The 15,087-nt window shown below is 74.5% G+C and carries 14 protein-coding genes; 9 read left to right on the forward strand and 5 right to left on the reverse strand.

All coding sequences use genetic code 11. From position 1 onward, the window contains the following. Nucleotides 1-82: 82 nt before the first annotated feature. Together ASG36_RS15270 and ASG36_RS15275 are read left to right on the forward strand one after the other, a co-directional pair. Nucleotides 83-610 carry a C40 family peptidase gene (locus ASG36_RS15270; protein ID WP_055765666.1) on the forward strand — a complete coding sequence of 176 codons (528 nt, stop codon included), beginning with the start codon at nt 83-85 and terminating at the stop codon, nt 608-610. 167 nt (nt 611-777) lie between these two features. Continuing rightward, nucleotides 778-1,659: an endonuclease domain-containing protein gene (locus tag ASG36_RS15275; RefSeq protein WP_055765669.1), complete on the forward strand. Its 882-nt coding sequence runs from the start codon at nt 778-780 to the stop codon at nt 1,657-1,659. 38 nt (nt 1,660-1,697) lie between these two features. Here the strand turns inward: ASG36_RS15275 and ASG36_RS15280 are convergent, their stop codons facing one another. Genes ASG36_RS15280 through ASG36_RS15290 form a run of 3 tightly spaced genes read right to left on the reverse strand, consistent with a single transcriptional unit; the run spans nt 1,698 to nt 5,360 of the window. Beyond that, the gene (locus tag ASG36_RS15280; RefSeq protein ID WP_055765672.1) at nt 1,698-3,176 is read right to left on the reverse strand and encodes an NAD(P)/FAD-dependent oxidoreductase; all 1,479 of its coding nucleotides are present in this window, start codon (nt 3,174-3,176) and stop codon (nt 1,698-1,700) included. A 25-nt stretch (nt 3,177-3,201) separates the two neighbouring features. Then, complete coding sequence (gene meaB, locus ASG36_RS15285) at nt 3,202-4,152, reverse strand: methylmalonyl Co-A mutase-associated GTPase MeaB (RefSeq protein WP_055765675.1); 951 nt, start codon at nt 4,150-4,152, stop codon at nt 3,202-3,204. Nucleotides 4,153-4,154: 2 nt separating this feature from the next. Continuing rightward, nucleotides 4,155-5,360: an acetyl-CoA C-acetyltransferase gene (locus tag ASG36_RS15290; protein ID WP_055766282.1), complete on the reverse strand. Its 1,206-nt coding sequence runs from the start codon at nt 5,358-5,360 to the stop codon at nt 4,155-4,157. Between the two features lie 148 nt (nt 5,361-5,508). Here ASG36_RS15290 and ASG36_RS15295 point away from each other — a divergent pair, with 148 nt between their 5' ends. From ASG36_RS15295 to ASG36_RS15325, 7 genes are all read left to right on the forward strand, one after another. Further along, complete coding sequence (locus ASG36_RS15295; protein ID WP_055765678.1) at nt 5,509-6,345, forward strand: alpha/beta fold hydrolase; 837 nt, start codon at nt 5,509-5,511, stop codon at nt 6,343-6,345. Between the two features lie 108 nt (nt 6,346-6,453). Further along, the gene (gene mce / locus ASG36_RS15300; RefSeq protein ID WP_055765681.1) at nt 6,454-6,915 is read left to right on the forward strand and encodes a methylmalonyl-CoA epimerase; all 462 of its coding nucleotides are present in this window, start codon (nt 6,454-6,456) and stop codon (nt 6,913-6,915) included. 72 nt (nt 6,916-6,987) lie between these two features. Then, nucleotides 6,988-8,319 (forward strand): crotonyl-CoA carboxylase/reductase, encoded by a 1,332-nt coding sequence (ccrA, locus tag ASG36_RS15305; protein WP_055765684.1) that lies wholly within the window; start codon nt 6,988-6,990, stop codon nt 8,317-8,319. Nucleotides 8,320-8,416: 97 nt separating this feature from the next. Further along, on the forward strand, nt 8,417-9,496 hold the full coding sequence (locus ASG36_RS15310) for a hypothetical protein (protein WP_055765687.1): 1,080 nt from the start codon (nt 8,417-8,419) through the stop codon (nt 9,494-9,496). Nucleotides 9,497-9,672: 176 nt separating this feature from the next. Continuing rightward, nucleotides 9,673-11,334: a hypothetical protein gene (locus ASG36_RS15315; protein WP_055765689.1), complete on the forward strand. Its 1,662-nt coding sequence runs from the start codon at nt 9,673-9,675 to the stop codon at nt 11,332-11,334. Nucleotides 11,335-11,416: 82 nt separating this feature from the next. Next, on the forward strand, nt 11,417-12,271 hold the full coding sequence (locus ASG36_RS15320) for a DUF4397 domain-containing protein (RefSeq protein WP_235495065.1): 855 nt from the start codon (nt 11,417-11,419) through the stop codon (nt 12,269-12,271). A 28-nt stretch (nt 12,272-12,299) separates the two neighbouring features. Next, complete coding sequence (locus ASG36_RS15325) at nt 12,300-12,926, forward strand: class F sortase (protein ID WP_082523206.1); 627 nt, start codon at nt 12,300-12,302, stop codon at nt 12,924-12,926. On the opposite strand, the gene ASG36_RS15330 is transcribed toward ASG36_RS15325, so the two are convergent. Beyond that, nucleotides 12,923-13,222, reverse strand: a complete 300-nt coding sequence (locus ASG36_RS15330; RefSeq protein WP_055765692.1) for a hypothetical protein — start codon at nt 13,220-13,222, stop codon at nt 12,923-12,925. The genes ASG36_RS15325 and ASG36_RS15330 overlap by 4 nt on opposite strands. Before the next feature lie 60 nt (nt 13,223-13,282). Continuing rightward, nucleotides 13,283-15,064 (reverse strand): 3-hydroxyacyl-CoA dehydrogenase family protein, encoded by a 1,782-nt coding sequence (locus ASG36_RS15335; protein WP_055765694.1) that lies wholly within the window; start codon nt 15,062-15,064, stop codon nt 13,283-13,285. Between the last annotated feature and the right edge of the window lie 23 nt (nt 15,065-15,087).

The following is a 15,087-nucleotide window of genomic DNA, read 5'->3' on the forward strand; positions in this document are numbered from 1 at the left end:
CCCTGCTCCTCTCCCCCGCACCGCCCGTCCGTGGCGTGCCCGTGAGGACCGGCGGTCGATGCGAGGAAGGGAGTGCCGCCTGATGGCGACCACCCACCCCACCCAGTCCTGCTCCCCCCGGCCGCTGCTCGGGCGCCTGAGCCGCGTCGTCGTCACCGGCGCCGCCGCGGCCGCCCTGTCCGTCGGCGTGCTGCCCGGCGTCGCCTCGGCCCAGACCGCCGCACCGGCGGCCGCGACGGCCGCCGTCGCCGCCACCCCCTCCCCCGTGGCCCAGGCCGCCGCCGAGACCGCGCTGGCCGAGGTGGGCAAGGGCTACGCCTACGGCGGCAACGGTCCCGCGTCCTTCGACTGCTCCGGCCTGACCACCGCTGCGTTCGCCGCGCACGGTGTGGCGCTGCCGCGCACCAGCAGCGCCCAGGCGCAGGTCGGCCACTTCGTGTCCCGGGCCGACCTGATCCCCGGTGACCTCGTCTTCTACTACTCCCCGGTCAGCCACGTCGGGGTCTACGTCGGCAACGGCCAGATCGTGAACGCGCTCAACTCGAGCACCGGCGTGACCGTCAGCAGCGTGGACATGGCCGGCTACACCACGGCCCGCCGCGTCGCCTAGCCCCGCGTCTCCCGGGCCCCTGCCCTCCGGTCCCCGCCCGATGTGACATCGAGCGGTGTCGGGCCCTCTCGTCACCGCTCGTTGTCACATCCGGGGCCCGCGGGTGCAGGGGCCGGGGCTGTGGACGGCGGGAGCGGGCGGCGGCCCCGGTACTCGACGATGCGTCGGTGCCCCCCACCCCGGCCTGTCCACCCCGACTGCGCGCCACCGTCTTCCGCGGGTCGGAGGCCGTCGCCCGCGGTGACCTGACCCGGGCACAGCTGCGGTCCCGGGCCTTCCACAGGCTCTTCCGCGACGTCCACGCCGGGCCCGACGTCGTCCGGACACACCGGCTGCGCACGGAGGCAGCCGCGCGGCTGCTGCTGCCCGGTGCCGTCGCGACCGGGCGGAGCGCCGCCGTCCTGTGGGGCGTCGACCTGGCCGGCCCGGACGACGACGTCGAGCTGACGCTGCCACCCGGCTGCACCTCCGGACGGGTCCAGGGCATACAGGTCCGACGCAGGAGCCTGCCGCCGACCGACGTGGTCGTGCGGCACCGGGTCCCGGTGACGTCTCTCCTGCGCACTGGTCTCGACCTGGCCGTCGCCGCTCCTCGGGACGAGGCCGTAGTGCTGGTGGACCGCTTCCTGGCCGGCGTCCCCGTGACGGCGTCCGAGCTGCTGGCGGCAGCCGCGGCCGACGCGGCGCGGGGGGCCCGCCAGGCCGAGGTCGTGGTCCGGTTGGCCGACGGTCTGGCCGGGTCCCCGCAGGAGACCCTGCTACGCCTGCTGCTGCACCGATCCCGGCTCCCCCGGCCGGTGGCCCAGTTCCGCGTGGTGCACGGCAGGCGGGAGGTCGCCCGGGTCGACTTCGCGTGGCCCGAGCAACGGGTCGCCGTGGAGTACGACGGGCTGTGGCACGGCGACCCGACCCAGTTCCGCCGGGACCGGGCCCGGTTGAACCGGCTCACGGCAGCCGGGTGGCGGGTCGTCTTCGTCACCGCCGCCGACCTCCGCGACCCGAGGGCGCTGGTGGCCAGGATCGACCGCGAGCTGCGCCGCACGATGTGACTCGTTGCGGTGTCCGGGCGCGCAGACACCGCTGGATGTCACATCGAGGGGCCTGCGGCGGGCTTCAGGCAGGGGACGTCGCGGACGCCGAAGACGCGCTTGAGGGCGACCCGGGCGGCGTTGTCGCCGCACATCCCGTGCACGGCCGGGCCGGGCGGGGTGGCCGCCGAGGCGAGGAAGACGTTGTCGATCGGCGTCCGGTAGGTGTTCCAGCGGGGCACCGGGCGGGCGAGCATCTGGCGCAGCGAGGCCTCGCCGTTGGAGATGTCCCCGCCGACGTCGTTGGGGTTCCACTGCTCCATCTGCGGCGCCGTCATCGTCGCCCGGGCCAGGATCGTGTCCCGGAACCCCGGGGCGAACCGCTCGACCTGGGCCTCGATCTGCTCGGTCATGTCCACCGTCGAGCCGTGCGGCACGTGCACGTAGGCCCAGAACACGTGCTTGCCCTCCGGCGCCCGGGTCGGGTCGACCACGGTGGGCTGCACGGCCAGCACGTAGGGCTTGTCGGTGATCCGACCGGCCGCGGGCGCAGCCTCGCCGGCGATCGTCTCGGCGAGGGTGCCGGCCACGTGCAGCGTGCCGGCCCGGCGGACGTCGGGGTGCGTCCACGGCACCGGGTCCGACAGTGCCCAGTCGATCTTGAAGACACCGGGCCCGTGCTTGTAGCGGGTCACCCAACGGGCGTAGCCGGGGTGCATCCGGTCGCCGGCCATCGCCACGAAGGCGCCGGGCGAGGTGTCCAGCAGCACCGCGGGGACGCCGTCGAACTCGCGCAGGTCGGTGACCTCGTGGCCGAGCTCGACCGAGCCGCCCTGCTGCTCCAGGGCGGTGACCATGGCGTCGGCCATCTTCTGGGTGCCGCCCTCGGGCAGCGGCCAGCCGCGGTGGTGGGCCAGCATCGACAGCACCATCCCCAGGCCGGCGGTGAGCGGCCGGGTGAGGTCGAGCATCCCGTGGGCGGCCGCCCCGCCGAGCAGGGCCTGCGCCTGGTCGCCGTCGAAGGCCTTGCGGGCCAGCCAGCTGACGTTGGGCAACGCGTTGAGCGCGAAGCGGGTGATCGCCGGGATGCTCCGGGTGGGGAGCCGGCGGAACGCCGAGGACAGGAAGAAGTCGATGACGTCGGTGCCGTGCTCGACCAGCTCGCCGAACAGCATCCGGTAGGCGTCGCCGTCGGCGCCCAGCCCGGCGGCGGTCTGCTCCAGCGAGCGGTACGCCAGCGCGGCGCGGCCCCCGTCCAGGGGGTGGGCGTAGGCCACCTCGGGGTGCAGCATCCGCACGCCGCGGGACTCCCAGTCGAACTCGCGGAAGAACGGCGAGGCCACGCCCATCGGGTGCACCGCGGAGCAGATGTCGTGCTGGAACCCGGGGAGGGTGACCTCCTCGGTGCGCATCCCGCCGCCGGGCCGGTCGCCCCGCTCGACGACCTGCACCCGCAGGCCCGCGGCCGACAGGCGCAGGGCCGCGGCCAGTCCGTTGGGGCCGGCTCCGACGACGACGGCGTCCGGCTTCGAGGTCATGGACGCCAGTCTGCCCCGCTGCGCGTCAGAGCCGCCCGACGAGCTCGTCGGCGGCCGCGTACGGGTCCAGCTCGCCGGCCACCACCCGGTCGGCGAGGGCGTCGATGGCGGCCGCACCGCCCACGTCGCCCATCCGACGGCGCAGCTCGCCGACGGCGATCGCCTCGACCTCCCGGGCGGCCCGCACCCGACGCCGGCGCACCCCCTCGCCCGAGGAGGCCAGCCAGTCGCGGTGGTCCTCGACCGCGGCCAGCACCTCGTCGATCCCCTCGTCCCGGGCCGCCACGGTCCGCAGCACCGGCGGCGTCCAGCCCGACGCGGGCGCCATCGTCAGCATCGAGCGCAGCTCGCGGGCGGTGCGGTCGGCGCCGTCCCGGTCGGCCTTGTTGACCACCAGCACGTCGGCGACCTCCAGGATGCCGGCCTTGGCCGCCTGCACCCCGTCGCCCATCCCAGGCGCGACCAGCACCAGCGTGGTGTCGGCCAGCGAGGCCACCTCCAGCTCGGACTGACCCACCCCCACGGTCTCCACGACGACGACGTCGCAGCCCGCCGCGTCGAGCACCCGCAGCGCTTGCGGGGTGGCCCAGGACAGCCCGCCCAGGTGGCCGCGGGAGGCCATCGACCGGACGTACACCCCGGGGTCCTCGGCGTGGACGCCCATCCGGACCCGGTCCCCGAGCAGGGCACCACCGGAGAACGGCGAGGACGGGTCGACGGCCAGCACCCCGACCCGCTTGCCGGCCGCCCGCAGACCGGTCACCAGCGCCGTCGTCGACGTGGACTTGCCCACGCCGGGCGGGCCGGTGACCCCCAGCACCTGGGCGTTGCCGGTGTGCGGGGCCAGCGCGGCGGCGACCTCGCGCAGCAGGGGGCTCTCCTGCTCGACCAGCGAGATCAGCCGGGCCACCGACCGGGGGTCGCCGTCCCGGGCGCCGGTGACGAGCGCACCGACGTCCGGGGAGCGGCGTCCCACGCTCAGGCGGCGGGCACGTGCAGGACCAGGGCGTCGCCCTGGCCGCCGCCGCCGCACAGCGCGGCAGCACCGACGCCGCCGCCGCGGCGCTTGAGCTCCAGCGCGAGGTGCAGGGCGATCCGGGCGCCGCTCATGCCCACCGGGTGGCCCAGCGCGATGGCCCCGCCGTTGACGTTGACGCGCTCCGGGTCGAGGCCCAGCTCCCAGGTGGAGACGATGCCGACCGCGGCGAAGGCCTCGTTGATCTCGACGAGGTCCAGGTCGGTCGGGTCGATGCCCTCGCGGGCGCAGGCCGCGGCGATCGCCCGGGAGGGCTGCTGCTGCAGCGAGGCGTCCGGGCCGGCGACGACGCCGTGCGCGCCGATCTCGGCCAGCACGGTGAGCCCGAGCTCGGCGGCCTTGGCCGCGCTCATCACCACGACCGCGGCAGCACCGTCGGAGATCTGCGAGGCCGTGCCGGCGGTGATCGTGCCGTCCTTCGCGAACGCCGGCTTGAGCCGACCCAGGGACTCCGTCGTGGTGTCGGCGCGGATGCCCTCGTCCTCGCGGAACTCGATCGGGTCGCCCTTCCGCTGCGGGATGGAGACGGTGACGATCTCGTCGTCGAACAGGCCGTTCTTGTGCGCGGCCGCCGCACGCTGGTGGCTGGCCGCACCGAAGGCGTCCTGCTCCTCGCGGGTGAGGGCGTACTGCGCGTTGTGCTGCTCGGTGAGCACGCCCATGGCGACCTGGTCGAAGGTGTCCGAGAGCCCGTCGTGGCTCATCGAGTCCACCAGCGCGGTGTCGCCGAACTTCGTGCCCGAGCGGGAGTTCGCCAGCAGGTGCGGGGCCTGGGTCATCGACTCCATGCCCCCGGCGACGACGACGTCGAACTCACCGGCGCGGATCAGCTGGTCGGCCAGCGCGATCGCGTCCAGCCCGGACAGGCAGACCTTGTTCAGGGTGAAGGAGGGCACCGACATCGGGATGCCGCCGGCGACCGCGGCCGGACGGGCCGGGTTCTGGCCGGCGCCAGCCCCGATGACCTGGCCCATGATCACGTAGTCGACCTGGTCGCCGGTGATGCCGGCCTTCTCCAGGGCGCCCTTGATGGCGACGCCGCCCAGGTCGGCTGCCGAGAAGTCCTTGAGCGAGCCGAGCAGTCGACCCATCGGGGTGCGGGCGCCTCCGACGATGACGGAACGGTTCTTGGCTGCGGGTCGGGTCATGCGGGCCTCCACTCGGTCAGGCCACCCTCGTTGGCAGCCTCGTCCGGTCTCCGAGGATAGGGCGGGCCGCGGCGCGGGTGCCGGGTGTACGTGCCCGGCAGACGGGTAGTGCACAACCGACTTCGTCCCGAGACCCAGGAGGAACACCATGGCCACGCTGACCGTCGGCACCGAGAACAGCGCACCGATCGACCTCTACTACGAGGACCACGGCTCCGGCCGTCCGGTCGTGCTGATCCACGGCTGGCCGCTGTCGGGAAAGTCGTGGGAGGCCCAGGTCCCCGCGCTGGTCGAGGCCGGCCACCGCGTGGTCACCTACGACCGCCGCGGCTTCGGCGAGTCGTCCAAGCCGTTCGAGGGCTACGACTACGACACCTTTGCCGCCGACCTCGACGCGCTGCTCACCCACCTCGACCTGACCGACGTCACCCTGGTCGGCTTCTCGATGGGTGGCGGTGAGGTGGTCCGCTACGTCTCCCGCTACGGCACCGACCGCATCCACTCGGCCGTGCTCGCCGCCGCCGTCCCGCCGTACCTCTACAAGAGCGACGACAACCCCGACGGCGGGCTGGACGACGCCACCATCGAGTCCTTCCAGGCCGGCGTCACCGGTGACCGGTTCGCCTTCCTCGAGGACTTCACCGAGAACTTCTTCGCCGCCGGCGACAAGGGCGACCTGGTGAGCTCGGCGCAGAAGGCCTTCGCCCGGCAGATCGCCAACGTGGCCTCCCCCAAGGGCACGCTGGACTGCATCACCGCCTTCGGCCGCACCGACTTCCGCGGCGACGTCGCGAAGATGACCGTGCCGACCCTGGTCATCCACGGCGACAGCGACGGGGTCGTCCCCTTCGAGGTCTCCGGCAAGCGCTCCGCGGAGCTGATCGAAGGCGCCGAGCTGGTCGTCATCGAGGGCGGCCCGCACGGCATCAACGCCAGCCACCCGCAGGAGTTCAACACCGCGCTCGTCCAGTTCCTGGCCGAGTAAGAGCCCCCACCGGTGCCCGTCGTCCCCCCGGGGCGGCGGGCACCGCTGTGTCCAGGGTCACCGCCTCCCGGGGCTGCCCGCGACGCCGGTGCGCGGCAGCATGCGCCCATGAGCGTCGACGAAGCCGCCAGCCCCACCGGCCTGCCCACCGAGCTGTTCACCACGATCGACCACGTGGGGATCGCCGTCCCCGACCTGGACGAGGCGATCGCCTTCTACGACCGGGCCTTCGGCATCCGGTCGGTGCACGAGGAGACCAACGAGGAGCAGGGCGTCCGCGAGGCGATGCTCGCCGTCGGCGACGGCCAGACCCGCATCCAGCTCCTGGCCCCCCTGACGCCGGAGTCCACGATCGCGAAGTTCATCGGGCGGTCCGGGCCGGGTCTGCAGCAGCTGGCCTTCCGGGTCGCCGACCTGGACGCGGTCAGTGCCGTGCTGCGTGAGCGTGGCCTGCGCCTTCTCTACGACCAGGCCCGACGGGGCACCTCGGACAGCCGGGTCAACTTCGTGCACCCCAAGGACGCCGGGGGCGTGCTCGTCGAGCTCGTCGAGCCGGCCGCACACCACTGATCACTACTCGCCAGTAACATCCGACAGCGCACCACCCGCTCCTCCGAGCCAACGACGACCCGGGAGACACACGTGAACGAGATCAGGGACGCGATCCTGTCCGACCACCTCAGCGACATCGGGGGGCTGGCCGTGCCGGACTCCTACCGAGCGGTGCTGGTGCGCAAGGACGAGCAGGACATGTTCGAGGGCCTGCCCACCAAGGAGAAGGACCCACGGAAGTCCCTCCACGTGGAGGAGGTGGCCACCCCCGAGCTCGGGCCCGGCGAGGCGATCGTCGCCGTGATGGCCAGCTCGGTGAACTACAACACCGTGTGGACGTCGATCTTCGAGCCGGTGAGCACGTTCGGGTTCCTGGCCCGCTACGGCAAGCTCTCCGAGCTCACGAAGAAGCACGACCTGCCCTACCACGTGGTGGGCTCGGACCTGGCCGGCGTCGTGCTGCAGGTGGGCCCCGGGGTGAACCGGTGGAAGGCCGGCGACGAGGTGGTCGCGCACTGTCTGTCCGTGGAGCTGGAGGACCCGGCCGGCCACGACGACACGATGATGGACCCGCAGCAGCGGATCTGGGGCTTCGAGACGAACTTCGGCGGTCTGGCCGAGCTCGCGCTGGTCAAGAGCAACCAGCTCATGCCCAAGCCCGACCACCTCACCTGGGAGGAGGCGGCCGCCCCGGGGCTGGTCAACTCCACCGCCTACCGCCAGCTGGTGAGCCACAACGGCGCGAACATGAAGCAGGGCGACACCGTCCTGATCTGGGGCGCCTCGGGCGGACTGGGCTCCTACGCCACCCAGATGGCCCTCAACGGCGGCGCCATCCCGGTCTGCGTGGTCTCCAGCCCGGAGAAGGCCGAGATCGTCCGGAGGATGGGCGCGGACCTGGTCATCGACCGCTCGGCCGAGGGCTACGCCTTCTGGAAGGACGAGGCCACCCAGGACCAGAAGGAGTGGCAGCGGCTGGGCAAGAAGATCCGGGAGCTCACCGGCGGCGACGACCCCGACATCGTCTTCGAGCACCCGGGCCGGGAGACCTTCGGCGCCAGCGTCTACGTGGCCAAGAAGGGCGGCACGATCGTCACCTGCGCCTCGACCAGCGGCTACATGCACGAGTACGACAACCGGTACCTCTGGATGAACCTCAAGCGGATCATCGGCTCGCACTTCGCGAACTACCGCGAGGCGTGGGAGGCCAACCGGCTCATCGACAAGGGCCTGATCCACCCCACGCTGTCCAAGGTCTACGGCATGGACGACGTCGGCCAGGCCGCCCTCGACGTCCACCGCAACGCCCACCAGGGCAAGGTCGGCGTGCTCACCCTGGCCCCCGAGGAGGGGCTCGGCGTGCGCGACGAGGCCAAGCGGGCCCAGCACCTGGACGCGATCAACCGCTTCCGCGGACTCTGAAGGAAGGACCCCGTCGCCCCCCACCACGTGCTCCGCACGCGGCGGGACCCGGCGACGGGGCCGTTCCATCGGGCTCGTCTTCTGCGAGGATCAGGTCATGAGCGACCCCCGCCCCGACCTGCTGCCGCTCCGCGAGGCCACCTACTCCTTCGAGGTGGTCCGCAAGGGCTACGACCGCGACCAGGTGGCCGAGGCCATCGAACGCCTGGACGCCGACCTGCGCGTCACGATGGCCGACCGGGACGCCGCCGCGACCCGCTCGTCGGACCTGGCCGCCCAGCTCTCGGCGCTGCACCAGGAGATGGAGGGCCTGCGACGCAAGGCCGCGAGTGCCGGGGCGCCCACCTTCGAGAACATGGGCGAGCGCATCTCGCACATGCTGCGGCTGGCCGAGGAGGAGGCCGCGGAGATCCGCCGGTCCGCCCAGGAGGAGGCAGAAGGGGTCCGCGAGCGCATCGCCGCCGACGACCAGACCGCCCGCCAACGGCACGCCGCCGCCGAGGCCGAGGTCCAGCGGCTGGTCGGCGAGGCCCGCCAGCAGGCCGAGCAGGCCACCACCGAGGCCCGGACCGCCGCCGAGGAGCAGCTGACCGCAGCCCAGGAGCGGGTCGCCCGCCTCGACGCCGAGTCCCAGGCCCGGCGGACCAAGATCGAGGAGGACTTCGAGATCGCCCAGCGGTCGCGCCGCACCGAGGCCGCGCGCCTGGAGGAGGAGCGGGACCGCGGCTCGCAGCAGGCCGCCGAGCAGCGGGTGGCCGCCGCCCAGGAGCACGCGGCCGGTCTCGTCGCCGACGCCGAGGCGCAGGCGGCCTCCATCCGCCGGGTGCGGGAGGAGCTGACCTCCCGGTTGCACGAGGTGCGGACCCTGCTCGGGAAGCTCCCGGACCTGGGCGACCGCCCCGACCCGCAGGCCCCGGAGTCGCCCCGGCAGCAGCCCGCCCCGACGCCCCAGCAGGGCCAGCCGGCCCCCGCCGGCGCAGCGCAGGCCGGCGCCGGCCGTCCGTCCGCCCCGGCGGCGCCGGCGTCGACCGGCTCCACGGCTGCCTCGGCGACCCCGCCGGCCACGCCGGCCACCACCACGGACGACGACGGCGGCCCCTCGACCGCCGTGCAGCCCGCCGTCCGGGACGTCCCGGCCACCGGCAGCCAGCCGGTGCAGCAGGGGACCCGTCGCTGACCTGCCCGAGGGCCCCGCACGGGGCGACCAGCACGGTCCACCACCGCCCGTCCGCCCCTCCGGCAGGCGGGCGGTCGGCGTTCCCGGGCTGGCCTCTGCTCACCCAGCGTGGCAAGATCAACACGGAGACCGACCCGTCTCGCTGGTGCTGACGGGTCCCGCCGTGGAGGGGGACCGTGTCCGAGCCCCGGTGGCACGCGCTGGCCCCGCTGTCTGCCGTGCTGGTCACGGCCCTGGTGGGTGCCCGTGACCTCCGCAGCACCCCGCTGGCCGACGACGGCGCGCTCACCGCGCCGGCCTGGTCCTGGCTGCAGGGGGGCCCGGCCCCCGCGCCCCTGACCCCCGAGGGCCTGGGGACCCTGCACACCGCCGCGTGGGCCACCGTCACCCGGGCGTTCGACCGCTACGACGGGCTCGCCGCTGCCGGCCGCGAGCTGCTGTGGACCACCCTGGTGGTCTCGGCGCTGCTGCTGTGGCGGGTCGCCCGCCGGACCGGACTGGGCAACGGCGCCGCCACGGTCGCCGTGCTGTCGTTCGGTGCGGTGCCCGGGCTGGTCGTGCTGCACGCGGTCAGCACCCCGGCCGCGCTGGCCGTGCCCTGGCTGCTGCTGGCCGCGCTGCTCGCCCGGACCCGGCACGTCCTGACCCGGGTGGCCGCCGCACCCGCCGTCGTCCCCGCCGTGCTGCTCGCGCCGGACGTCGCCCTGCTGGTGGTGGCCGGACTGGCGGGCGCACTGGCCGCGGACCGGGTCGCCCGCGGCTGGTCGGGCACCGCCCGGCTCGTGATCGCCGGCCTGCTCGCCCCCGTCTTCGTGGGCCTGGTGCTCCTGCTGCCCCGCTGGGACCCCCAGCCCGACGTGAGCGCGCCGTGGGCCGCCGGGGAGACCCGGTCGGTCCTGCTCACCGCCGCCCTGCTCGCCGCCGGGGCGCTGGCGGCCTGGGTGCTCCCCCGCTGGCGTCCCCCGGCAGCCGCCCTCGCCGTCACGACGCTGGCCGCCGTCGCGCCCCCCGGCCGGTTCTCCGCCCTCGTCGTCTGCCTGCCCGTCGGTGCCCTGCTCCTCGGCGCTCTGGTCCAGTGGTCGGCCGCGCGACCCGGCCTGGCCCGGGTGCGACCGGCCGCTGCCGCACTCGGTGTGGTCGGCCTGGCCGCGGCACTCGTCCTGGCCGCGGTGGCCCTCCCCCGCGCCCCGGTCGACGACTTCGGCGCGGCCGACCGGGCCGACCTCGTGGACTGGCTGGCCGAGCAGGTGCCGGCGGGCACCCCGGTGGCCGCCACCGGCCTGCTGGCCCGCGACCTGGCCCGGGACGGCGTCCCGGTGGGTCCCGGCGGGCTGGTGGTGACCCGCGGCGCGACCGACGCCGAGGTGCTCGCGCGGTTCGGCTCGGATCCGGCCACCACACTCGTCGTCGTGGACCCCCGGACGGTCCCGCCGACCGCCGAGCAGGCCGAGTCCCGACGGCAGCTCTCGGCCGCCCTGCTGACCAACCCCACCACCGCCGACGCCGGGCAGGCCACCGGCGTCCTGCTCTCCGGGGACGTCGACCCCCGGCTGCTGACCCTGCTCGCCGGGATCGCGGCCCGGTACGGCGTCGGGTTGTCGGCCCTGCCCGCGGTGCCCGGCGAGGTGGCGCCCACGATCCGCGAGGCCGTGGTGGACAGCGTCGGCGGCGTGCGGCTCGCCGACGACCCCGCACTGGCCGACGTGGTCCGCGCGTGGCTCGACGCGCAGCTCGCGCCGTACGCCCCCGACCGGGTCGAAGCCGTCCCCGGTGGGCTGCTGATCGGCTACGACCACCTGCCCGACCCCGACCGGGTGGTCAGCGGCGCCACCGGGTGAGCGCACCCGCCCGGGGCCCGGCATCATGGTGACGGACCGGTCACGGTCCGCCCCCGTCGCCCCGCACCACGAGGAGAGCACTGTGCCGTCCCGGCTGACCCGAGGTCTCTCCGTCCTGCTGCTCACCGGGCTCCTCGCCCTGGTCGGTGGCACCTCGGCGGCGAGCGCGGCCGACGGCGGGATGCTCCGCCTGGCGCACCTGTCCCCCGACACCCCCTCCGTCGACGTCTACGTCGACTCGGTGAGCACGCCGGACACCGGCATCGTGCTGGCCGGGGTCTCCTACGGCGCGGTCTCGGGCTACCAGTCGGTCCCGGCCGGCACCTACACCGTGTCGATGCGGGCCGCCGGGGCCGCGGCGACGTCGGCCCCGGTGCTGTCCACGACCGTCACCGTCGACTCCGGCACCGCCTGGACCGTCGCGGGCGTCGGCACCTTCGCCGACCTCGGCCTGGCCGTCATCTCCGACGACCTGACGCTCCCCGCCGCCGGCGACGCCCGGGCGCGGGTCATCAACGCCGCCCAGACCCTCAGCCCGGCGACCGTCACGCTGGCCGACGGCGCCGACGTCGCGGCCGGGCTGGCCTTCCCCGACCAGAGCTCCTACGTCACGGTCCCCGGCGGCCAGACCACCCTGCAGGTGAGCGGTGGCTCCAGCGCCGCGACCGACCTCCCCGTCGAGCTCGCCGACGGCTCCACCTACACGGTCCTGCTGCTGGACACCGGTTCCGGTGTCGAGGTGCAGACCGTGCTGGACGCCGCCTCCCCGGGCGTCGTCCCGACCGGCGGCGTCGAGGCCGGCGGCGGTGGCGCTGCCGGCAGCCTGCTCCCGGTGGGCTTCGGGGCCGTCGCCGCGGTGGCCCTGGTCGGGCTGCTGGCCACCGCCGGCCGTCGGCTGCCGCACCGGCACGCCGGTGCCGCCCGGCACGCGGCCTGACCCCTCCCTCCGACAGCGCGACCGCGCCGTGCCCACGCACGCCGTCCACCGGCACCGCCGTCGCCGCCCGGGGCTGAACGCCCTGCGGCTGGCGCTGGCGGTCCTCGCCGTCACCGCCGGGGTCGTCGCCCTCACCGCGCCGGGGGCCTCCCCCACCGTGGCCGGTTCGCCACCCGCACCGGAGATCCGGGCCGCCGCCGGGACCACCGGTGCGGCGCCCACGCCGGTGTCGGTGTCGGTGCCCTCGGTGGGACTCGCCAGCAGCCTGGTGGACATCGGCGTGGACGACGCCGGCGCCCTGGTGCCCCCGGCGGACTACCAGCAGGCCGGCTGGTTCGACGCCGGTCCGGCCCCGGGCCAGGTCGGCCCGGCCGTGCTCGCCGGCCACGTGGACTCCCGCAGCGGACCCGCGGTCTTCTACCGACTCGAGGAGATCGAGGTCGGCGCCCAGGTGCTCGTCGGACGTGCGGACGGCAGCACCGTGACCTTCGAGGTCACCCGGGTCGCGGAGTACCCCAAGACCGAGTTCGCGACCGCCGAGGTCTACGGGCCGACCGTCGACGCCCAGCTGCGGCTCATCACCTGCGGCGGGGAGTTCGACCGCTCCCGCCGCAGCTACACCGACAACGTGGTGGTCTTCGCCCGCCAGGTCTAGTGCCGGCGGTCCCGCGAACGCCAGCAGACGGTGTGCCAGTGCCGGCGCCAGTCCACCGAGGACTCGGTGTCCCAGGGGTCGAGGTCGGAGTCCCGGGCGTAGACCGGCCAGGTGACCACGTGCGGCGTCCCCGGCCGGATCTCCTGGTCGCACCCCGGGCACCGGTAGGTGCGGGTGCTGGCCGCCCCGCTGACCGGGCGCACCACCCAGTCGCCGTCGCCCGCGCTCTCGACCGGCTCGGGCCGGGTGAGCGGTGGTCGGCCGGTCGCGTTCGGCCGCCGCCGTCCCCTGCCCATGTCGGGGACGACGGTACCGGCGCGTGCCTCAGCGGGCCGTGTGGTCAGCGCGAGGTGTGGTCAGCGGGAGGTGTGGTCGCGGAAGCCCCGGCCGGTCTTGCGGCCCAGGTAGCCCGCGGTCACCAGGTGCTCCAGCAGCGGGGCCGGGGCGAACCCCGGCTCACGGAACTCGGTGTACAGCTCCCGCTCGATGGCCAGCGACACGTCCAGCCCCACGACGTCCAGCAGCTCGAAGGGCCCCATCGGGTACCCGCAGCCGACCTTCATCGCCGCGTCGATGTCGTCGGCGCTGGCGTAGTGCGCCTGCAGCATCTTGACCGCGTCGTTGAGGTAGGGGAACAGCAGGGCGTTGACGATGAACCCGGCCCGGTCGGTGCAGGACACCGCGTGCTTGCCCAGCTGGGCGCAGACGGCGTGCGCGGTGGCCGCGACGTCGGGGTCGGTGGCGATGGTGGAGACCACCTCGACCAGCTTCATCACCGGGGCGGGGTTGAAGAAGTGCAGCCCGACGACGTCGCCGGGGCGCTCGCTGGCCTTCGCGCACTCGATGACCGGCAGGCTGGAGGTCGTCGTGGCGAGCACCGCGCCGGGCCGGCAGATCTCGCCCAGCGCCGCGAACAGCGTCTGCTTGACCGCCAGCGACTCGACCACGGCCTCGACCACCAGGTCGACGTCGGCCAGGTCGTCCAGCGCGGTGCTGCCGGTGACCCGGCCGAGCACCTCGTCGCGGGTGGCCTCGTCGAGCCGGCCGCGCACGACCTGCTTGTCCAGGCTCTTCGCCAGCGCCTTCTGCACCGCCTCGACCTTCTCCGGCGCGCGGGCGACGAACAGGGTGTCGAAGCCGCCCTTGGCGAAGACCTCGATCATCCCGGTGGCCATCGTCCCGGAGCCGACGACGCCGACCCGGCGCACCGGGCGGGCTCCCTCGGCCGCACCGCCCTCGGTCGGGGTGGCCGCGTCGGGCACCACGTCGGCGGAGTCCCGGCCGGCGTAGGTGTAGAAGCCGCGACCGGACTTCCGGCCCAGCAGACCGGCGGTCATCATCTGCTTGATCATCGGTGCCGGGGCGTGCAGCCGGTCCCGGGACTGCCGGTACATCGTGTCCAGGATCTCGTAGGCGGTGTCGATCCCGATCAGGTCCATCAGCGCCAGCGGACCCATCGGCAGGCCGCAGCCCAGCCGCATGGCCGCGTCGACGTCCTCGCGGCTGGCGTAGCGGCTCTCCAGCATCGAGACGGCGTGGTTGAGGTAGCCGAACAGCAGGGCGTTGGCGATGAAGCCGGCCTTGTCCCCGATGGTCACGTCGGTCTTGCCGAGCCGGGCGGCGAGCGCCTCGACGTCCTCGACCACCGAGGGCTCGGTGACCACCGTCCGGACGAGCTCCACCAGCTTCATGACCGGGGCCGGGTTGAAGAAGTGCATCCCGACGACCTTGCTCGGCCGGCCGGTGGCCACCGACAGCTCGGTCACCGACAGGCTCGAGGTGTTCGTGGCCAGGATGGTGTCCGGCGGGCAGATGCCGTCGAGCTCGGCGAAGAGCGCGGTCTTCAGCTCCATCCGCTCGGGCACGGCCTCGACGACGAGCTCGGCGTCGGCCAGGTCGGTCAGCGCGGTGGTGAACCGGACCCGGTCCAGCATCGCGGCCTGGTCGGCGATGTCGAGCTTGCCCCGCTCCACGGCCTTGTCGGTGGACTGCTGCACGTGGGCCCGACCGCGCTCGAGGGCAGAGGCGTCGATCTCCACAGCGGTGACCTGGAGCCCGGCCCGGGCCAGCACCTCGACGATCCCGGCACCCATGGTGCCCAGTCCGACGACGCCGACCTCGCTGAGTTCTCTGGCCACGGTGCCACTCCCTCGTCACGGCG

Origin of the sequence: Geodermatophilus sp. Leaf369 (assembly GCF_001424455.1) — a bacterium.
In the GTDB taxonomy this organism is placed as follows: Bacteria; Actinomycetota; Actinomycetes; order Mycobacteriales; family Geodermatophilaceae; genus Klenkia.